We start from the raw sequence: 19,812 nt of genomic DNA, 5'->3' as shown, positions 1-19,812 counted from the left end.
TCAAACATCGCCCTTTGAGCTAAAACTCAATCTGACTGGATAAGGTGATTGGACTATGTCCCGTTTGTGGATCGTGTTACTCGTCGCGTTTTGCGGCGCACTGACCGTCGCCAGCCTTATCATTGTCAGACTGGCCGTGCCTGACCTGTTCCGGCGCGCGCCCTCAGCCGTCGCTGCCGGCCCGGCAGTGCCGTCCGGCAGGATACGATTGGCAGTGCTAGGGGATTCCGACAGCCAGTCTTACCACGACACGCTGATGTTGGGGGATCCGCACATGCGCGGCGGCCCTCGGCGCGCGACCACCTGGCAGTGGACCGAGATCCTTGCCCGGTTGAGGGGCGACCAGATCGACCTCGGTGAATGGGGAGTTTGGGGAACCGGCAAGTATCGCGCCTATCTCGACGAGGCGCTCGGTTTTCTCTCGCGGACACCTCCCAAATACGACTATCGCTACAATTTTGCCGTCAGCGGCGCTATCTGCAATCAATTGATGGGCCATCCGTTGCGCGAGGCGCTCCGCCTCGTCGACCTGATGGACACAGAGCCGCAAGCCTGGCGAGGCGGCATCGTGCTGATCCGGATTGGTACTAACGATGTCGGTGGACCCGAGATTCTTGACGAGCTCGCCCGTGACCGGAATGCGTCGCGTCCCGCGGCCTTGATCGACGCCTGTATCGGGGCAATCGGCGAAGCAGTCGCCCTGATCCGCAAACAGCACCCGGATACGTATGTCGTGCTGGTGGGTTTGCTCAGCGATGTGGATGGGTCAGATTCGTTCGACCGTTGGCAATCGGCGAGGCAGATCGCCAATATCGATGCGGGCATGGATCGCTTCGATAATGGTTTGCGCAAACTGGCGGCGGCGGATCGCCATGTCTGCTTTCTCGATGATCGCGCCTGGTTCAGAGGCCTGTGGGGCACCCGTGACGACGAGGGTCGTCCGCGATACAAGACAGTGCATCTGTTACCTGGCTGGGCAATCACCAATACAAGCGGCGACGATCCGCACAACGCCGGCCTTTCCGATGGTCACGCCGGCGTTGTCTGGAACGCCCTTTGGACGCAGCACCTTGTCGCGTCCCTGAACGACGCATTCGGTTTGCATCTCAAACCGATCACAGATTCCGAGGTCATCGACTTTCTGCAACCGAGCTTCGCTGCAAGCACGCGATCGGACTCATCACTCGTCAAATCCTTGGCGAAGTAGCGCGGCATGAGCGACGGCTAACATTCTCCGTGGCGGAGATCGACCACACTCCACACCATAGGGTATTGCCGTGCACCACGATTCAAGTTCATATTGGAACACATCAATGAAAGCGAAAATCAGTCTACGCGATACTCAAATCGTCTGCGCCGCGAAGTTCTTTCGAGCGCTCGGCATGATCGGATACGGTCGCCGTTTGATAGAAGGAATCGAGCGCACTCATTTCGGAGCCGCGATTTTCGGATGCATACTGGGGTACAGACGTAGCTTCTCAACGCTTGACGAAGCCGAAAGAGCAGTCAGACCCTACGCGAAAGGAGGTCATGAAAATCCCTCCAGACTCGAACTCAGCCGCATTGCCAAGCCGAGTGACTACGCCGCCTTCTATTACCTCCGGGACCGGATTCCTTACATTAAAAGAATATTCGACATGGGCGGCAGTGTCGGCAATCTTTGCTATTGCTATAGCGATTATTTACCTCTGGGAACGGACGCAATCTGGACCGTTTACGATCTTCCCGAAAATGTGCGACTCGGGCGAGAAATGGCAAGCGACAGGAACGCGCGCAACCTTCAATTTACCGATGACCCGCAGAAGGCCGATGGGGCTGATTTATTAATTGTCAGCGGAGCTCTTCATTATTTCGACAAGCCACTACCGGAATTCATTGAGAATATCAAACAACGTCCAAAGTATATTCTTATTAATCGAACTCCACTGACAGAAGGTCCAGAATTCGCTGTCGTTCAAGACGCGGGAAATATTCGTGTCGCTTGCAAACTTTACAATCGTTCGAAACTCATTGCCGATTTCAAGCGCATGGGCTATGGGGTACTGGGTGAATGGCATGCGGCAGAACTCAGACTTACCGTGCTGGATCGCCCCTCCTCCAGCGTAAGCGCCTATACGGGCCTCTGGCTCGAACACCTGTAGCCGCCCCGCCCCGCAATTGCATCGATCTGGACGGGTTCTCCGCCCGTTGCCAGATCACTTCCTCGTCGACAGATCGAACGTATGCTGGAGAACAGCCCAGCAATCAGTCTCGATGACGTTGCCGGACGGCCCTCGCGTGAGACGAAGCTACGCTCATCAACGCACCCGGCAGATCCCGGCTGATCAAAAATGCAACGACGGCTTCCGCTTCAAACCCTTGCTGTACAAGGCGATTCGAATTATTCAGGCGCGACTAGCCAGAGACCAGCCAGAATAAATTACAGCCTTGAATCTATTTGGTCACATCGATGAACGTGTAAAGCCAGGCAGGCGTCCCCTTCAATGGTACCCAGCCAGGATCGGGAGGAATTTTCGGCATCGATAGCGACACGACCGCTCGAGCTCCGCTTTGAGAGAACGCCTTCATGACCTGTTCACGCTGTTGCGGCGCAAGTTGCGTCCAGAATAATTCACCATAGTCGGGATAGAGGGGTTCATCGTCGTGATCGAAGCGAGTGCGATCCTGAGGCTCGATCCGGTACGGGAGACCGCCGAACTCCGCGACGATGCGCAGGCGTGATACATAGGCCCAGTTGACTCTGACAGCAGGAACGGTATCCCGGATAACGGCCACCGGGTCGCCCGGCCGTAAACCTGAAGCAGTAAGAGCCGTAGCAATCCGCCATTGCGGGTCGTCGTGAAAGTCCGCATCGAGAAACGCCGCCTTGAAGGCGCTCGCATCCGCAACCACAAGTTCACCGAGGACACCCGCCCCAAAGATCATGACGAAAGCCGTGGCGAGCAGACGACGGGAAGGCAGTGTCGCCTCGATCAATGGTGCCCACGATAGAAGCGCAAGAATCATAATGAACGCGCTGAGATAGCGATCTTCGACATGAACGATAAAATATGTGCCAAACCCTGCGACGGTCGGCAATAGCAATGGCCAGGTTCGGATCGTTATCTTAACGAGCGGTGCTCGCCATGACCGCTTGACAAGCGATAACAAGAAAGCCGCGGCGACGGCCACCGCGAACGGGTGTTGCTTGAGTATCTGCAGCAAGCTCCATAGCGACCGGCCCATTGCGATTACTTCGAGTTTTAAACTGAAGAACTGCCGAAAACCTTTGTACCAATATGCGACGTCGTTATAGGGGGGGTAAGTCGTATGGAAAGGTGCGCCAAAGCCGAAAACTGGTAGGCCCGCTACAAGCTGACTGGTCGGATGGATTGGCCGGCCGAACTGCTCCGGTCCACCTTGCCAATTGGTAAGGTGAGATAGCTCGCCTACGTGCCATGCGAAATTCAAGGCGCCGGAGGCACCTGGAGTAAATCCGCCATAGGCCCAGGAGATTCCGGCGACATAGATAGCAAAGAGAAAACCGAAGACTCCCGCAACCACTCCGAATTGTCGCCACAAACCACCCTTCGTGCAGCTATAGATGAAAAGGGTAAGAATAAACAGGCAAGAAAATGGTGTGAATACCCCTTTTACCCAAACACCGAAACCAAGGATCAGACCAAGTAATATCGCTGTTAGCACGTCCCGCCGCCGGATCAGAGATAGAAGTTGACCCGAAGCAAGGAGGAAGCAGGTAGTCACAAGCATGTCCGGACACACGGCCGAAACAGTCTCAAGTCCCAGACAGGAACCAAGAAAAACGCAAACCCCAATCCAGATCGCAAATGGATGCCGGCTCAGCGCAAGCGAATTAGGCCAATACAACGCGAGGGCATTCCAAATCAGACTACGCCAGGATGCGTAAGCAACCAGATATATCACCCAGTTCACTACCGTTATGGCATGCCATTCACCCTCTGGAGTAGGGGCGGCCAGCGCCCGTGCGGCGGCTACTAATGCGGGATATCCAGGATTCCAGAACGGGTTGAATATTTCTCGCCAATCGATGTGTGCAACGGCCCAACTAACATTGAGATAGGATATCCAATCGCCGTAATATTGTGTCCGACCGTAAATTCCTTCGACCACACCGAGTATGCCGACGACGATCCAGGAAAGGAAGAGATGCACATTCCCAGGCGGCCATTTTATTGTCATGTAGAACCCCCACGTTCGCAGCCAGAAGATCAATAGATAAAGGAGTTAATTCCACGATTGTCTGTGCCAATCTCCCGCTGCACCGGCGGCTCCTGGTCCTTCAGCACATGGAGCAGCCGCTGCCTGACCTCGTTGAAGGTCTGCCCAGGATACTCTCCGATAATTTCAGCAAATAAGCTGAAGAGCGTAGTGTTTCTGCATGCCTGGTTCTCTACTCGACGTCGTCCCGGCTCTCACATGACGTCGGGACGCTTCGCGTACACCCGTGCAGGCAAGTCACACCACGAATGTAGCCGGCGAGAACTAACCTCTCTGTGCGTTGAGCAACGCGGCTTTCGATCGAACGAGGCAGATTCATCAGCCTACGTCTTCGCACAGACCATAGGTTTCCACGTTCGTAAAGTGGCAAGGTCTTTTCATTGCTATGTTCTGCCAGGCCGCGTGCCGACCCGGTATGTCTGACGGTCGCAGTCGGCCGCAGTGTGGCTAGCGCCCTCGCCTATCCCGCAGCGTTCAGGACGACGGTGCGTCGCCCTGCGATGGGATCTTATTGGACGAGGTGGTTATAGACGCATTGGAAACCGCCTCGGAGAGGCGCCCCTTCTCATTGAACGTCCACGCCGAGTTGAACAGATAGGTCAAGCCGAGAACCAGGGCGGTCGTAACCAGTTGCGCAATCAAATAATTTAACCCGGGAATTGTTGCGAAGAACTTCATGCACACGCCGTTCATCAGTACTCCAAGTAAAGCGATAACGGCAAACTTCGGTGCGGTTGACAGAGGGTTCTTGTTGCTTCGAAACGTGATCCGGCGGTTGAGACTGTAGTTGACGATTGCGCCGATGCTCGCCCCAGCCATCGAGCCGACGGCTGGGGAAGCATAGCCGGAGCGAACCATCGCAATCAGAGTCGCATACTGCGCGCCGGTACCAACTGCACCGACAGCGGCATAGAGCACAAACCTTCGTACCACGCGCAGATCAGGCATCGCTGGTGTCTGCAGATTGGTAGCGGCTGCGGATCAGGTACACCGGCCGGTTCTTCGATTCGTAGTAGATGCGGCCGATGTATTCGCCAAGTACGCCTATTCCGATCAATTGAACGCCGCCGAGCAGAAGGACGGCTGAGATCAGTGACGCGTAGCCCGGCACGGCAACCCCCTGAATCAGGGTTCGCACAATCAGGAACGACGCATACAGGATCGCCCCCAACGCTACGAAACTGCCGACATAGGTCCAGACGCGAAGCGGCAACGTGCTGAAACTCGTGAAGCCCTCCAGAGCGAAGTTCCACAGTTTCCAGCCGGAAAACTTCGACCTGCCGGCCACGCGGGGCTCGCGCACATAGTCGACGACCGCAGTGCGGTAACCGACCCAGGCGAACAGTCCCTTCATGAAGCGGCGCGTTTCGGGCAGCCGTTTGAGCGCGTCCACGACCTCCCTTGTAATCAGACGAAAATCCCCCACGTTTTCCGGAATCTTCGTCTCGCACATCGCATTGTGGATCCGGTAAAAAATCGCCGCGCTCTCCCGCTTCAGGAAGGAGTCCGTCAGGCGGTTGACGCGTTTGGCGACCACTACATCGTAGCCCTCCCGCCATTTCTCCACCAATAACGGAATGATTCTGGGCGGGTCCTGCAGATCGGCATCAAAAGGGATCACAATGGCTCCACGCGCTTCGTCGAGCCCGGCCGACAGCGCGGCCTCCTTGCCAAAATTGCGCGTCAGATCGATGACACGGATGCGACTATCTTCATTCGACATGCCCATCAGCATACGGAGCGTGTCATCGCGGCTGCCGTCGTTGACGCAGACAATTTCGAACCGGACTCCGTCGATCGCTTCGAGTACAGGAGTAACCGCGCTGAAAAATGCCCCGATCATCTCCTCCTCGTTAAAGAACGGGACGACGAGCGACAGGAGGCGGGGTTCGTCATCCCCCGCGGCCTCTGCCAGCGAAGGAGTGGACCGGGCAATCGTCTCACGGCCCTCTGCCGGCGAGGTGGGCGCCTCCCTCAGAAGCGTCTCCGGAGCCAGCAAGTGAGGGTGGCCGACATAGTTCATGGTTACCTCGCGAAGATGCCGCGGTTGTCCGACTGGCGTAACGCTTTCATCGCAAACGTTCTTTGCGGCCTGCCCCAGCGGGATGTCCGTTCAGGACTGGCTGCAAACCACAGCGTCTGACCGGTATGTGCTCATGCATTCAGAGTCTGGCGCGATGCACGCCCACCGTCAGTGCGCCCGGTCACACTGGACGCTTTCGCGGCGCATCGCTCACGCCTCGCGGTCTGCACCGAACGAGCCGCCCCTTTGCAAAACCGACCTGGCCACTCGCCGGGCGGCACTCACCGTAGAAAGCGCCATGACCTTGGCTCGATCTCGCACTGCGTTCTGTCCAGGCGGATTCGGATTCATTCCCAGCTTTCTGAGGTAATGGTTGGCCCGGTAGATATCCGCTCGCAGAGAGTCAACAAACTGGAAGTTGACGCTCAACGTCACCGAGATATTGTCTGCGTTCTTCAACCAATGGGGGCAATTGACGGGAACGTGAACGCCATTTCCGGGCGCCAATTTGTACGATTTCGCCCGGTTCTGAAGTTCGGGTCTGTAGTTTGGCGCGTTGTTGTCCATCGCCCAGAATCGCTCAATTTCCACCTCCGGAAGAATCTGCCGGTCTTCCCGATCAAAGACGTACAAATCCTTTTCCCCATGGATCTGAAGAATGAAATTGCATTCACGATCAATGTGATACGACGTCACCCGATTCGGCGACGTCACGAAGACGATGATGTCCTCCTTGCTGATCTTGGATTCGATGTCACCGCCAACCATATCCTTGATCTCTGCGATCGCATGTCTGTACAGCTCGGCGTAGGCCGGATCTCTTTGCGTGCTTCTGAAAATGAACCAGGCGTCTGAATCTTCCAGCTGCTCTAATGCTTTCAGCGGCGAGAACGCACGATTCGTATCTTTCCATTTTTGACCTGGAGCGACATCACCCATGTCGTAGTAGAGATCAGATGGGCGCGTTTTCAAGGTTCGCTCCGCCAGATCCATCAATTGGGGGAGTTGAAAGAGCGGATGGCACGCCAGATGATGGGAGACCTCGAAACTCTTCCGCTCGAAATTCTCCTGGAACGCCGCAGTATCCGCGTCGATCCATTTGTCAGGCAATGTCGCGTCAAGAATCGGGGGAACCGCGGACATGTCCATGCGATCGCTCCTTGCAATCTGATAGGTGTTGGAAAAACAGCTTGCTCCGTGTGCCGTTTTTTATCCAGGACGTGCAACCCTCTCTTCGATCCGTTCGCTCTGCGGCATGGCACTAACCTCTGTGTCTATAGCGCCATGCCTGAAGTCAAGGGCACAGGAACTATGTATCGGCTAACACATCGCCAGGCGCAAACATGGCACACCTTCATAGGTTAAATAGCATTGCTTATAGTCTATGTTCCTGTCTGTCGACCCCGATGTGCGTTGACGAACATCCACATCTATATTGGCGTTTACCCCGCATTGACTCGTCCGCGGGCGTATCGTCCGCAATCCGGATCGATTGCTGATCCAGCATCACAGTCATAATTTTGGTGAACAGTCGCCGATAAACTGAGAACTGTGCCTGGATCGAGCGGAACCTTGTGTCCGGCACATGCCCATTGACTCAGCCTAGCCTCTCAGCCAGATCTCTCCAGCTAGCGAGAATGGGTTCGCGGGAAAAATTCAGGAGATGGGCGCGGGCTTGGGAGATTCGCCGGGTACGTTCCTCATCCGGCATTTCGGCTAGTGACCTCATACCGGCCGTGATTGATTCCAGGTCGAGCGGATCGGCGTCCAGCATGGCTTCCCCCCCGACTTCCGTCAAAATACTGGAGCTGGAAACGAGGCACGGCAAGTCATGCTCTATCGCCTCGATAACCGGCATTCCGAATCCTTCCAGAAGACTCATCAACACAAAACCGGATGCATTGCGATAGAGCCAACGAAGTTTGTCATCGGTCATATATCCCGGCATCACAACCCCCGGCGTTTGCTTCGCGACTTGAATAGCGGTGTCAGCACCGGACTCCCGTCCGCCGACAATGACATACCGCCATCCTTTCTCCGCAAGCCCACTTGCCGAAAATGCCTCGATACAACGAGCCTGGTTCTTACGGTTACCGATACTGCCCACCGTCAAGACAAAGGAAGATTCAATCCCCTCCACCGGACACCCTTCCCCTTCCTTTATCCCCAAGCGGGTCGGAATGTAGATAACATTCGACGAGGCATACTCTTCACCGTACAGCCGATGAAATTCCCGCTGCGACGTCTTGCTGACAAATACCATGTGAGGCTTTATTCGCCGGATCTGATCATAAGCCCGGCGGTACAACTCATCCACGCCCGGCGCGAAGTATTGGGGATGCGTGATCGGACCGACATCATGGCAAAGTACGATATCGCGCGGTTCCAACCGATGACGCACAACGCTCAGTGGGTCGAGATGCAGTGTCGGACGAGGATCACGGATGACCGGAAAAAAGGAAATCAGCCTGGACCTGTTCACCCTCGCCGTCGTTTCATTGTGGGTTACGCGACCCAAGATACGGCGCACGAAATCATTGCGCGGAAATCCGTGAAGCCGGCCGTAGTGGACCCTGCCGACTCCACTGCCGAGCGATGAAATAATATCCTTCCCTAAAAAAAATTTCCCGGTACGATCATTCAGTGCCAACGAGAAATCCACATCGATACACATTGCTTACCCCCCAATATCTATTTCTAAATTAGCGGGTCACGGCTTTCACGGTCTCGAAGAGGTTGCGCGCCGCCCGGTCCCAGGTGAAGCCGCCAGACTGCGAGCGTCCCACGGATATCAGGGATTGCCGCACTGCTTCGTCGTCGAGCGCCGTTAGAATATTCAGGCGCCATGCGTCCGGGCTGAACGGATCCGCGTAAAGCGCGGCCTTGCCGCAAACCTCCGGAAGCGCGCCGAACGGCGCAGCGACGACGGGACAGCCCAGGGCCATTGCCTCCAATGGCGGCAAGCCAAACCCTTCCGTTAGCGAAGGAAAGGCAAGCGCGCCGGCATTGACCATCAGCCCAACGAGTTCCGGATCGGTAATCCGGCCAGCAAATTTCACGTTGGGCGGCACGACATGTCCGAGATTTTCGAAATCGGCTTGTGTCGCGCCACCGAACAGAACGAGTTCGACGTCTCTCAGTTCTTCACCCGCGAAGGCCTTGAAAAGAATTCCGATGTTCTTGTGCTTCTGGGTGTTTGCGAGCGCGAGTACATAGCGCCGCGGTTTGAGGCTCAACGCCGCAAGCTGCCCCTCGTCGGGATGCACCTGCAAAACATGGTCGCAGCCGTTGTATACGACGACGATCTTGTCGGCACTGGCAATACCGTAGCGAACAAGTTCGCTTTTTGAGAACTCTGAAACGGTGAAAATGACCTTGTGCCGCTTTCCGATGAAAAAGAAGAGCAGCTTGTACCACAGCCGAAAACGCAGGGAATAGGATTCGGGCGCGGAGTACACCTGGGCATCGTGGATCATCGTCGCCGAATTGCGATGAAACAGCGGCCCGAGATTGCAGAGGTTGAGAATCAAGTCCTTTCTGCGAGCCAGGGGAAGATAGCATTGCTCCCATACGATCCTGTGCATCCTGCGAACCCAGCGATTCTCGCGAACGCATGAAATGTTGCGGTAGGGTGGCACCTCGACGCTATCTCTGACTATGACGGCATAGTCAACGCCGTTACCGGTGTGCCCGGCGATCAACACATCGATTGCTGCGACGAGCTGCTCGGCCACCCTGTGCACGCCCGTCGGCGCGGCCCCTAAGAACTTGCCGTTGAACGCTATCGTCTTCGATGCGATTGTTTTCATAGCTTTCCCGGCTTCGGCGCAATACTGCTTACGATCTTGCTGGCGCCATTCCGCAGGACAATGGCGTTTTCACTGACTTGTATCGTGTCAGGACATCAAACGCGGCACTGCTGCCTACCGCACGCAAACACAAGCATGCTGAGATGGGTGTTCACGAAAAATCGACCTGGAATTTCGTGCCGTATCCGTTCAGCAGTTTGGCGAGTTCAGCGCCTATCGTTTCTCTTGTCCAGGTGAAGAAGCGTCGCCAGCGATATTTGAAATGTTTCCCGACGATCTCAATCAGATTGAGTTCGGGGAATTCATGGCTAGCCAAGAAGATGCCTGATGTTGCGTATGAGGCGGTCTTTCAGCGCGTCTACCTTTGGCGGCTCGGCTTGAGTGCAGGCAAAGCCTGTCCAGACCGCAAAATCCTCGGCATTAAAACGGGAGGTGTTCCCAAAAATCAGATTCTGCTCCAAACATCCGTCCGGTTTGTACCATTGGGTTTCATCGTAAAGAATCACCTGCGGCATATGTCCATTGGTCAAGACAAATTGGCGATAAGGAACCGACCATTCCACCTGTAAGCGAACGCTGGCATCGCGTTGAGCAGGGGTCCAACCTTCTCGAGCCCTGGTGATCGCCATCACCTGTGGCGTGATGGGTGCTTCACTTTGCAAACGGGCTTCGGCTGCGCTTGACAGCATCCAGTCATGCACGAAAACGCCGATTGCCCCCGCTTGCAAACCGAGGCAAAGAAACAACCATTTGACAAGGCCAAATTTTCCTTGGCCTACGGGCTGGTGCGGTTCGCTGCTGCGAATCCGATCGACGTCATTTTCCAAAACAGCGAACACAAACAGGATCGTCAGGACCAGCATGCCTATGGCGATCAATGTTCTCGCGCCATAGCGAGGAGCGTCAAAATTCAACGAAGTGCCAAAGCCGGTTGCCATAACAATGACAAAGCCAACAGCACTGAATGCTGGCAAGACCCACCATTTGACTTTCGATGTAAGCCGCAATAAAAATGCGCCCGCAACAAGCGGCACCAAAAGCGGATTCATCAGCACGCGCCGCGGATCGAAGACATAAATTGCACCGGCGTCACTGCCGACGCCTCCTCCACAATACACGCGCACAAAAAAATATGCCGCAATCGTGGCAATCATTACGACCAGCGCCAACCAAAACCGTGAATTGGCATTTGTGCGTTGCCATTGAAGATAAAGTGCCAACATTCCAGCGACCATGGCTGCCGGTAAAGCCAGTTCATGCGTAAAAACCAGTGCCGCAAAACCTGCCAAAAACAATAGGGTAGGTCCTCGATTTTTTACTGCAACAAACAAAATGATCCACAGGATTCCCGGGCCCAGGAGCAATTCCGAGGGAAATCCCCAGCCCAAAAGGGAAAAAAGCACCGTTTGGGTAACCGGAAACACAAGAAAGCGAGAATTCACTTGCCTGGCAAGCCAGTATGCCCAAAGCGTGAGTACAACCTGAAGGCCATAGAACTGCAAACAATTGGCAACGGCGATTTCCGTAGGTGCAAGATTAAATGCCTGGCTGAATTTGAGAACCGGCCAGACCGTCAATGCATACGTCGTAAAGCGGGCAGCAATATCATGCCATTTCAAAATCCAGGGGTTGCCCGTGGATAAGGCGAAAACGAACCATCCGCCGTCCGCATAAAGCATTACATTTTCTTTGGCAAACACTGCAACGACAATAATTTCAGCAAAAATTGTCAATGCCGCAAGGCATAAAACCACGTTCACTGGCGTTTTCATCATTGCTATTGAGATAGCCTGACCAAAACGCATGGCCTCGCTAAACGATCGACTCATAAATTTCGACATAACGCCCCCGTTAACACATTAATTACTATCCCTTGCGAATCAACTCCACATCAAATTGAGCGCAGAATTGTCAATTAATTTGCAACGACGCGAGCGACGGGAAATGAAATGGGAATAATCAGGATCATGATGGAAGGCAGCTTTAACGAGCCCTCCGGGGATCCGTAAACGGAAAACATAACCAGGAAGCGAACAGGATATAAACGGACGATCGCCAAACCAACGCTCCAGCAGGTCCGAAACGGGTGGTCCATCGCGATCTTTCTGGATAGACGCACGTCGCAGTCGACCTGCGAGCACGGCCCTCGCACCGGTTACCCTGACGACAAGCGCAAGCGCGACAGTGAAGTTAACGCGCTGGGACAGCTTCTCGCGTTGAACAGGTTTCGCCGACTCGCACGCGGCTACAAGCAACTCTCTGAGACGCTCACCGAGCTTCACATCATGGTCTTCACAATACGGATGCTCGTTCATGTCTGTACGAGATAAAAGGTGCTGGTCTCAGAGAAACGAAAGGCGACTGCTGGTGCAGCGTAAATCCTGAAAGGCGCCCGGTTCTGCGCGATAGCACACGAAGTGCGTCACACAGAGGCCGGAATGTTCATTCTGGCAGATCGCCACGTATTCACCGTACGCGTGAACCTCGCGCGTACCGATGAACGATTCCATATAGACGTGGATGTTCGTCAACGCACATCTGACCGACAGGCGGGATAGTAGGCTACCCGCAATGCTCTCTACCCTATGAAGGTGTGCCATGTTTCTGCCGAGCGATGGTACTGTGTTAGCCGATACGTCACGCCCACTGCCCTCGGACCACACAATCCTTCAGGCGTGCAAGACAGAATTCAAAAGCAACTTCAATCTGCATTCATTCAAATTCAATCATACGTTGCACCAGAGTGGCCTGTTCGAGATCCCTAGAATCGTCGAACTCACCAGACGGATGATCGAAAGGAATGGCGACTTCTGCGCCCTTAACTTCAAGCGCGGTTCTATAGGTACGAAGTTTGGTGATGGCTCAACCAATACAAAGTCTGGCGCCATGCCGCAGAGCGAGCGGCTGGACGAGACGGTTTCCCGTCTTGGCGAAAACGGCACATGGATCAAGCTAACCCGGGCGCAGGATTACGACCCCGAGTACGCTCAGGTTCTCGAAGTGATTACCTCCGAGCTTGAAAGTTTGTCTGGCTGGCCGCTGCGCGAGGATATGACCTACGTAACGATGACACTGTTACTCTCCTCGCCAAAGATCTCAACACCCTTCCATATCGATCACGAAACCAACTTCCTCTTCCAGCTGCAGGGCTCGAAGGACGTATGCCTCTTCCCCGCGACCGATCGCGAGTTGGTACCGGATCAGGAGGTCGAAGACTACTATAGTGGCAACTTCGACGCTGTGCGTTATCGCCCGGAAATGCAGGATCGCGGTACGGTCTATCGGCTGACCCCCGGCGAAGTAGTGCATCACCCGCCATTGGCGCCGCACTGGGTGAAGAACGGCGACAATATCTCGGTGAGTATCAGCATCAACTACTGCATGAAGTCTCTCGAGAAACGAGCCAGGGTTTATCAGGCCAACTACCTTTTGCGCAAGATGGGTCTAAAGCCTTTGCCACCCGGGCTTGCACCATTGCGCGACGGCTTGAAGACGAAGGTCATCGCGACGCTGGAACACCCCAATCCCAAGACCTTTTCGGAAGTCGTCCACACGCCGATAAACAGATTGAAATCGCCGCTGAATGCGGTTCGGCGGCTAGTCAAGCGCTAACCAGACACGCCACGCGCATTCGTTCCTGCCGCGTTTTCGACGTTGTCTCACCCAGCCTGGATTGATAGCGATGATACCTTCTGCCGATGCTCTACTGACCGTTGACCCAGCTGCCTACAAGACCGCGTTCAACACTACACCGTTCAGTTTCAAGCACTATCTGCATCAGCTGTCGATGTTCCAGCCGGATGCATTAGCGGCGTTGGCAAAGAAGTATGGTGAGAAACCCGCGGACTATTACGTCTCCAATTCGGCCCCCACGCCGGGGACCCGATTCTTTGATGTCAAAGCAAAAATGTCGAGACCGGATGAAGCGCTTGCTCAGCTTGCTACGGGGCCGATGCGCGTGCTTTTGAAGCGGCCCGAGAATTACGACGCGGGCTTTCGGGAACTGTTGAACAAGCTGTTCGAAAAAGTGGCCGAGCTGCGCGGCGGTCTCAACGGTGAAAAGGTCGTACGGCTCGAATCGGCCGTTTTCGTCAGCTCCGCCGCGTCGACCACGCCGTTCCATTTCGATCCGGAAATCAATCACTTTTTCCAGATCGAGGGCGACAAGCACTACCATGTCTATCGTCCGAGTGCCGTTCGGGAAGACGAGCTCGAGGATTTCTACGTTGAGGGCAAAGTCGAGATCGGCCAGGTGGATCTGGCCACCCGCGACAAGAACCTCGAACATGTCTTCGACCTTGTGCCCGGCAGCGGCTTTCATCAGCCGCAGGACGCGCCCCATTGGGTTCAGACCGGCGCGGAACGCAGCGTTTCTTATGCGTTCGTCTACGAGACCGACGCGAGCCGAGCCCGCGGCCGTATCTTTGCCGCCAATCATTACTTGCGCAAACTTGGTGTCAATCCGCAGCCGCCCGGTGCGAACCCCGGTACCGACAATGCGAAGTCATCGGTGATGAAGGTCGTCGTTCCCGTCCGCAGACGTATCGTTCGCAATCTGGCTCGGAGCCGCTGATCTAGCATCAAGGTCGCAATTTCCTTGTCAGATCGATTGATGCCTGAATCATCGGGGCAACGTCTCCGCCCCATCACGGATACCGAGATCATCGGCTTTCCGCAACCGGGCTTTGCTGTAACCGCGCAATCAGCCTTGTAACTGCAGGGGTTCACTCCAAGGCCGACCAATACCCTGTTCTGCGTACGCCCTCGCACAAACACCTCATCTTTCATTGTTCACAATGAGCATCAGCGTCATGCGAGCGCGCGAACCCGCCACGCATCGACCTGGACCGACATGTAGAGCCCTGCGCCGCGACGGGATGGCCGCACATAGAGCCGATGAATCGAACACCCCGATTGCCGAGAGGATGACCTTAGTGAAGTCTCTCCCCCGTTTGCTGCAAGAAGGACAATGCGCCCTGCTTTGCGTCGATGCCTTCGATACGCTGCTCCTTCGCAAATCCGTATCGCTGGATCACCGTCTGCTGAAAACGGCGAAGCTGTTTTGCGCACGTCTCGAGCTGCGTCCGGGCGAACTCGCTCCCTATGCGCTCGCCAGGCGCCGGCGCCAGATCGAGCAACTCGCTTACCGAGCCCGCGACGTGGCCGCGCGTGGCGAAGTCCGCCTCGAAAGCATCGCGTCGAGCTTGCTGGAACTCGTCCATATCGACGCCGCTTACGTGCCTGAATGGATCGCATGCGAACTCGCGGTGGAACGCGAATCCCTCGTGCCTAACCGGCCATTGATACGCGTGCTCGAACAGCTCCAGGCAAAAGGTCTCGCACTGCGCGTGGTGAGCGATACATCCTTGTCCGCTGACGCGCTGCGGACACTGATTACCGCAGTCTGCCCGCCGGGGCTTCAATGGGATGAAATCCATACGAGTGCCGACCTGCAACTCACGAAACGCGATGGAACGATCTTCGCTGCGGTATCTGACGCAGCCGGGGTTCCGCTATCGAAAATTGCGCACCTCGGCGACGACCTCGTCGCCGACCGCGACATGCCGCGCCGATGCGGGATGACCTCAATCCACCGACCACGTTCCCCCTTGCACGTCGCCATGCGCCGCACTGATGCCATCCTCACGCACAGCCGGCTGCAGTGGCACCACTGGCAGCACCGCGAGGCGCAAAAACGCGCGGCGGGCGGCGGCTCGGGCACCGCGGGCAAGGTGCGCGACGACCTCGGCCGGGACGTACTGGGCCCTGTGTTTGCAGAATACTGCCGCAGACTGCACGTCTACCTCGCGCAGACCGCAGCCATCGAAGGTCCCGTAGTCGCACTCTTCTGCGCGCGCGGCGGACTGGGGCTCGAGAAGCTCTACAAGCTCTATGCGGAGCAGTTTCCCGTGCGCGGCGATATCAGCATCGAACCTTTGATGATCTCGCGGCTCGTCGCGGCAAGAGACGCGCTCGTGTACGGAGGAGAGGGCGTAGTCGGCGAACTTGACTATGCCTTCGATGTGCGCGACGTGGCGCCACTCGCACGCGCGCTGAGTGGCGTCGATACGGCACCGGAAGGCGACTACCCGAGCGTGCGGGCATTTGTCGAAGCCCTGCGCAGCGGACGCGAAGCGCATCTGTACGAACTGATTGTCGAGCAGGCCAGACGATTCCGCGAAGTGTGGCAAGCCCTCACTGCAGGCAAGCAGGGTGTCGTGTTGTGCGATACCGGCCTCTATGGCTCCACCTTCAAGATGCTCATGCAAGGCAATCTCGCAAACGGCGGCCACTGCGTCCAGCTCGCACGCTGTGACTATAAGCATCTTGGGCGGGAGCACTTTCCGTTCGTAACCGGGCTGTTGACGGAGCGCAACGGATACAAGCCCGGCGACTCCATCTCGTCGATCCTCGCGTTCTGGCATCTGATCGAAAGCCTGGTCGAACCGGATCTCGAAAGCGTGCGCCGCTTCGACAGGCGCAGCGACGGCGGACTCGTCTCTAACCTCGAAACCGTAGGCTGGCAACAGAAGCTCGCGCGCATGCCCCATCCGAAATTCGAGGAAGTTGCCCAATATGTTGCTCAGAGCGCGAAGCGGACCACGGCTGATGCGTCGCTTGCCGCTTTCGAACTGGCAGCAAAAAGCCTGGAGCGCGTGATCATGTTTCCGGACCCGGAACTGGTCAACCGGCTCTCGGGGCGTGACCGGCCGGTCGATTTCGGGCGCGACGAGACGGTCTCGATTACCGGCCGGAATTGCGATCGGGCCAACGCATGGACACGGCTTTTCATCGCGAAGCAGTCGCTTTGGCCAAGCGGCGCAGTGGTGCGCGCATTTCCGCGCTCGCACCGGCTCGTGCAGCAAACGATCAGGTTCGGCTACACGGTGAAATCATGGATTCGGTGAAATCCTCGCTGGCCAAAGCGGAGTTGATCGCGGTGTACGTCGGCTACGTGCTGCGTTACGTCTATCCGCTCCTGCTCCTGCCGTTCTACGGCAGAACACTGGGGCCGGCCGGCTACGGCATCGTGCTGGCGGGCATGTCGCTGTCGAATACGATCTGGCGATTCGTGAACTTCGGATTCCCCACTGTCGGCGGCCGCGATACGGTCCACGCCAGGGACAGCGCCGAACGTGCGGCCATTCTGTCAAGCCAGATGACGGGCCGGCTGCTCCTGTCCATCCCTACCGCGATTCTTGGATTAGGGGCTGTCGCGCTTTCGCCCGCGCTTTCGGCGCATCCCATGCTCGGCTGTACCACGGTACTCCTTGGCCTGCTTGCTGCATTCAACCTGGGCTGGTATTTCACGAGCACTGGACGAGCCACAAGATGCATCGTGATCGAGATTGTCGGATTTATCACATCGCTCGGTCTCATCTTCCTGTTCGTTCATCAGCCATCGGATCTCTCGCGGGTTTTTCCTCTACTGCTGATTTCAAGCGTCACGCAATCGGCCCTTGCTTATGGATCGATCAGGCGAGAGTTTTCCGGGTGGTTTTCCTCGATTCGCGCCGGCATCGACTTGATCCGCCGCTCGAAGGTCATTTTCATCTACACCGGCACCTCCGTTCTGTTGATCACCGCCTCGACCTACATTCTGTCCGTGTTCGCGCCCGCATCCGAGGTTAGCGCATTCGGCGTGGCCGAACGCCTCGTCTCCGTCGGGCTCAGCCTGACGGCTCCCGCCGCCCAGGTTCTCGTTCCGAAGGTCACCTATCTGGTCGGCGTGGACCCCGCGAAAGCCAACCGGCTCGCTCACCGGATATCGGCCTTGTTCCTTTGCGGCGCAATCGCGGCCGTCGCCTGCACGATGCTGCTCGCCGACTGGGTCGTGCCGCTCGTGTTCGGCAAAGGTTTTCAGCACTCCATCGCTGTACTGAAGGTTTTCGTGCTGGTCTTGCCGTTGAGCATCATCAACCAGGTACTCGGCCTCTATTTCCTGATTCCCCGCCATCGCGACGGCTTGCTCGCCCGCGCCGGCGTGGCGAGCGCGGTCGTCAATATCCTCGTTGCCATTCCGCTCGCCAGCCATTGGGGGGCGATGGGCATGGTGGGCGCGCGTCTGTTGGGAGAACTGACGCTGCTGACGGCCCTGCTCATCTACATGATCCGTTCCCGTCTGATCGGTGAGCTCTTTGCGACCAGCGACACCGTTCTCAGCCTGCGCCCCCGTGAAGAAGCCTGATTGCCCATACTTGCCAATCGGTGAACTCTTTGCGACCAGCGACACCATTCTCGGCCTGCGCCCCCGCGAAGAAGCCTGATCGTCCATACTCGCCGAACGGGAGAGCGCGTCCACCCATAACCCAGCGAGGCGAACACCTCCCGAGCGCATTCGCCCCCCGCGAAAGCGGACAGTGCGCAAGCAGGCGCACGATCGATGTAATCGATCGCTTCGACAAAGGGGGATTCGACGGAATCAACATCAGCCACCGGGAGCGGCTGTCAGGAACTGTGTCCCGAATACCCGAAGGGACTGACAAGAGTACGGCATGGGCAAGCGCGGCTAGCGCCACTTCATGCGCGCCGCCCCTCTCAGGTTCCCGCACCCTGCGTTCCAGCCGAAACACCCTCAGCAACACTCGCCTTGCTGAGCCGCGCCCGCAGCAACCGGCGGCCGAAGCGCATGGTCGGCATTTCGAACTTGCGGTAGGACAGGATCGCAACGCACAGCGCGCCGGGTACGAAGACAGCGAACAACAGCACGACGCGCAGCGCGGGCGCCACAGGCAGATGATTCACCAGCAGCGACGAGGCGCGCAGGACAAAGAGATGCGTGAGATACAGGCTATACGACGCATCGCCGATCGAGAGAAGCAGCTTTGGATAGGCGATCTCGTGACGACCCATGACGACACCGGCAAATATCGCGGCGGCAGGCGGTCCCCACACGAGGCCGCGCATATCGAATACGCCTTCCGTGGGCGGTCCCATCAGTAGCCAGCCTGCCACACCCGCCACGATCAGCGCGACCTGTGCAGGAACGCCAATCCGGAATCCCGAGAGACGCAACTGTGCAAACAGCACGCCGAACACGAACTCGAGAATGATCGTATGAGTCCAGCCCTTCAGGATGAGGTATTCGGGATTCAGCAAGAGACCGAGCGCGACGAGCGTCACGAATATCGCCACCACCGCGAGATAAACGCGCCGGATACCGAGCAGCAGCACCAGTGAAATGACGACGTAGAAGAACATCTCGAAGTTCAGCGTCCAGCCAAGCCCCAGTACCGGTTCTGGCGCACCCGTCATCGGGTTGCTGGACGGCACGAAGAACAGCGAGCGCAGGACGTACGACACCGCATAGCAGTTCTCGTGCTTGAGCGCGGGCAGTGCGAGACCGACAGCGACCGAGACCAGCGTCGCCGCCCAGTAGAGCGGTACAACGCGCAGGACGCGATCGCTGATGAACCAGGTGGCGCTCGCGCGCCCCGAGCGCTGCCCTGAAATGATATACATCATCACGAAGCCGCTGACGACAAAGAAAATGTCGACGCCGAACAGCCCTTTCGTGTTCACGAGCCGCCACAGATGCGATGTGGATGCGCCATGGCCGCCCACCTCGTTCGCCGCATGGCAGAACACCACCAGCAACGCCGCGACTGCGCGAAGCACTTGAATCGAATCCAGCTTCTTCATTGCATTGCCCCTCAAAACCGATCTCTGGGTGACGCTGGCTATGTCACGATCACAGCGGTGACCTGGCCGGCAAGTCACACATTGGGCGACACGGCATGC

General features: G+C 56.8%; 16 protein-coding genes. 6 read left to right on the top strand and 10 right to left on the bottom strand.

Features of this window, described 5'->3' with window-relative positions; all coding sequences use genetic code 11:
- Positions 1-55 precede the first annotated feature (55 nt).
- Positions 56-1,207 carry a GDSL-type esterase/lipase family protein gene (locus PQQ95_RS29830; RefSeq protein ID WP_408444132.1) on the top strand — a complete coding sequence of 384 codons (1,152 nt, stop codon included), beginning with the start codon at positions 56-58 and terminating at the stop codon, positions 1,205-1,207.
- A gap of 106 nt (positions 1,208-1,313) precedes the next feature.
- A complete protein-coding gene (locus tag PQQ95_RS29825) occupies positions 1,314-2,141 on the top strand; it encodes a methyltransferase, TIGR04325 family (RefSeq protein WP_408444130.1) in 828 nt (275 codons plus the stop codon).
- A 292-nt stretch (positions 2,142-2,433) separates the two neighbouring features.
- Here the strand turns inward: PQQ95_RS29825 and PQQ95_RS29820 are convergent, their stop codons facing one another.
- The 9 genes from PQQ95_RS29820 to PQQ95_RS29780 form a co-directional block, all read right to left on the bottom strand.
- A complete protein-coding gene (locus PQQ95_RS29820) occupies positions 2,434-4,200 on the bottom strand; it encodes a glycosyltransferase family protein (protein WP_408444127.1) in 1,767 nt (588 codons plus the stop codon).
- A gap of 513 nt (positions 4,201-4,713) precedes the next feature.
- Positions 4,714-5,187: a GtrA family protein gene (locus PQQ95_RS29815; protein WP_408444126.1), complete on the bottom strand. Its 474-nt coding sequence runs from the start codon at positions 5,185-5,187 to the stop codon at positions 4,714-4,716.
- On the bottom strand, positions 5,180-6,262 hold the full coding sequence (locus PQQ95_RS29810; RefSeq protein ID WP_408444125.1) for a glycosyltransferase family 2 protein: 1,083 nt from the start codon (positions 6,260-6,262) through the stop codon (positions 5,180-5,182). The genes PQQ95_RS29815 and PQQ95_RS29810 overlap by 8 nt, the downstream gene beginning before the upstream one ends.
- A gap of 210 nt (positions 6,263-6,472) precedes the next feature.
- Positions 6,473-7,411, bottom strand: coding sequence for a transcriptional regulator (locus PQQ95_RS29805; RefSeq protein ID WP_408444122.1), 939 nt, complete (start codon positions 7,409-7,411; stop codon positions 6,473-6,475).
- A gap of 448 nt (positions 7,412-7,859) precedes the next feature.
- On the bottom strand, positions 7,860-8,936 hold the full coding sequence (locus PQQ95_RS29800; RefSeq protein ID WP_408444120.1) for a glycosyltransferase: 1,077 nt from the start codon (positions 8,934-8,936) through the stop codon (positions 7,860-7,862).
- Between the two features lie 28 nt (positions 8,937-8,964).
- Complete coding sequence (locus PQQ95_RS29795) at positions 8,965-10,071, bottom strand: glycosyltransferase family 4 protein (RefSeq protein ID WP_408444119.1); 1,107 nt, start codon at positions 10,069-10,071, stop codon at positions 8,965-8,967.
- Between the two features lie 151 nt (positions 10,072-10,222).
- Complete coding sequence (locus PQQ95_RS29790) at positions 10,223-10,387, bottom strand: hypothetical protein (RefSeq protein ID WP_408444117.1); 165 nt, start codon at positions 10,385-10,387, stop codon at positions 10,223-10,225.
- Positions 10,380-11,912 carry a hypothetical protein gene (locus tag PQQ95_RS29785; protein WP_408444114.1) on the bottom strand — a complete coding sequence of 511 codons (1,533 nt, stop codon included), beginning with the start codon at positions 11,910-11,912 and terminating at the stop codon, positions 10,380-10,382. Before PQQ95_RS29785 ends, PQQ95_RS29790 begins: the two co-directional genes overlap by 8 nt.
- 39 nt (positions 11,913-11,951) lie before the next feature.
- Positions 11,952-12,386, bottom strand: a complete 435-nt coding sequence (locus tag PQQ95_RS29780) for a hypothetical protein (RefSeq protein WP_408444112.1) — start codon at positions 12,384-12,386, stop codon at positions 11,952-11,954.
- A gap of 283 nt (positions 12,387-12,669) precedes the next feature.
- On the opposite strand from PQQ95_RS29780, the gene PQQ95_RS29775 reads away from it, so the two are divergent.
- The 4 genes from PQQ95_RS29775 (at position 12,670) to PQQ95_RS29760 (ending at position 18,259) form a co-directional block, all read left to right on the top strand.
- Positions 12,670-13,683 carry a cupin-like domain-containing protein gene (locus PQQ95_RS29775; RefSeq protein ID WP_408444110.1) on the top strand — a complete coding sequence of 338 codons (1,014 nt, stop codon included), beginning with the start codon at positions 12,670-12,672 and terminating at the stop codon, positions 13,681-13,683.
- A 70-nt stretch (positions 13,684-13,753) separates the two neighbouring features.
- On the top strand, positions 13,754-14,644 hold the full coding sequence (locus PQQ95_RS29770; RefSeq protein WP_408444107.1) for a hypothetical protein: 891 nt from the start codon (positions 13,754-13,756) through the stop codon (positions 14,642-14,644).
- 361 nt (positions 14,645-15,005) lie between these two features.
- Entirely contained in the window at positions 15,006-16,979 is a 1,974-nt protein-coding gene (locus tag PQQ95_RS29765) for an HAD family hydrolase (RefSeq protein WP_408444105.1), read from the top strand.
- The gene (locus PQQ95_RS29760) at positions 16,967-18,259 is read left to right on the top strand and encodes an oligosaccharide flippase family protein (protein WP_408444104.1); all 1,293 of its coding nucleotides are present in this window, start codon (positions 16,967-16,969) and stop codon (positions 18,257-18,259) included. The genes PQQ95_RS29765 and PQQ95_RS29760 overlap by 13 nt, the downstream gene beginning before the upstream one ends.
- 350 nt (positions 18,260-18,609) lie before the next feature.
- Here PQQ95_RS29760 and PQQ95_RS29755 read toward each other — a convergent pair whose 3' ends face one another.
- On the bottom strand, positions 18,610-19,713 hold the full coding sequence (locus tag PQQ95_RS29755) for an acyltransferase family protein (protein WP_408444102.1): 1,104 nt from the start codon (positions 19,711-19,713) through the stop codon (positions 18,610-18,612).
- Positions 19,714-19,812: the final 99 nt, after the last annotated feature.

Origin of the sequence: Paraburkholderia caffeinilytica, assembly GCF_046030355.1 — a bacterium.
GTDB lineage: Bacteria > Pseudomonadota > Gammaproteobacteria > Burkholderiales > Burkholderiaceae > Paraburkholderia > Paraburkholderia caffeinilytica_B.
Note: the sequence above shows the minus strand (reverse complement) of the source record. Positions and strands in the feature narration are given on the sequence as shown.

What these genes read in the sequence shown, in the direction of transcription:
- PQQ95_RS29830 (WP_408444132.1), top strand. Translation starts at nt 56, where the DNA reads ATGTCCCGTTTGTGGATCGTGTTACTCGTCGCGTTTTGCGGCGCACTG.
- PQQ95_RS29825 (WP_408444130.1), top strand. Translation starts at nt 1,314, where the DNA reads ATGAAAGCGAAAATCAGTCTACGCGATACTCAAATCGTCTGCGCCGCG.
- PQQ95_RS29820 (WP_408444127.1), bottom strand. Translation starts at nt 4,200, where the DNA reads ATGACAATAAAATGGCCGCCTGGGAATGTGCATCTCTTCCTTTCCTGG.
- PQQ95_RS29815 (WP_408444126.1), bottom strand. Translation starts at nt 5,187, where the DNA reads ATGCCTGATCTGCGCGTGGTACGAAGGTTTGTGCTCTATGCCGCTGTC.
- PQQ95_RS29810 (WP_408444125.1), bottom strand. Translation starts at nt 6,262, where the DNA reads ATGAACTATGTCGGCCACCCTCACTTGCTGGCTCCGGAGACGCTTCTG.
- PQQ95_RS29805 (WP_408444122.1), bottom strand. Translation starts at nt 7,411, where the DNA reads ATGGACATGTCCGCGGTTCCCCCGATTCTTGACGCGACATTGCCTGAC.
- PQQ95_RS29800 (WP_408444120.1), bottom strand. Translation starts at nt 8,936, where the DNA reads ATGTGTATCGATGTGGATTTCTCGTTGGCACTGAATGATCGTACCGGG.
- PQQ95_RS29795 (WP_408444119.1), bottom strand. Translation starts at nt 10,071, where the DNA reads ATGAAAACAATCGCATCGAAGACGATAGCGTTCAACGGCAAGTTCTTA.
- PQQ95_RS29785 (WP_408444114.1), bottom strand. Translation starts at nt 11,912, where the DNA reads ATGTCGAAATTTATGAGTCGATCGTTTAGCGAGGCCATGCGTTTTGGT.
- PQQ95_RS29780 (WP_408444112.1), bottom strand. Translation starts at nt 12,386, where the DNA reads ATGAACGAGCATCCGTATTGTGAAGACCATGATGTGAAGCTCGGTGAG.
- PQQ95_RS29775 (WP_408444110.1), top strand. Translation starts at nt 12,670, where the DNA reads ATGTTTCTGCCGAGCGATGGTACTGTGTTAGCCGATACGTCACGCCCA.
- PQQ95_RS29770 (WP_408444107.1), top strand. Translation starts at nt 13,754, where the DNA reads ATGATACCTTCTGCCGATGCTCTACTGACCGTTGACCCAGCTGCCTAC.
- PQQ95_RS29760 (WP_408444104.1), top strand. Translation starts at nt 16,967, where the DNA reads ATGGATTCGGTGAAATCCTCGCTGGCCAAAGCGGAGTTGATCGCGGTG.
- PQQ95_RS29755 (WP_408444102.1), bottom strand. Translation starts at nt 19,713, where the DNA reads ATGAAGAAGCTGGATTCGATTCAAGTGCTTCGCGCAGTCGCGGCGTTG.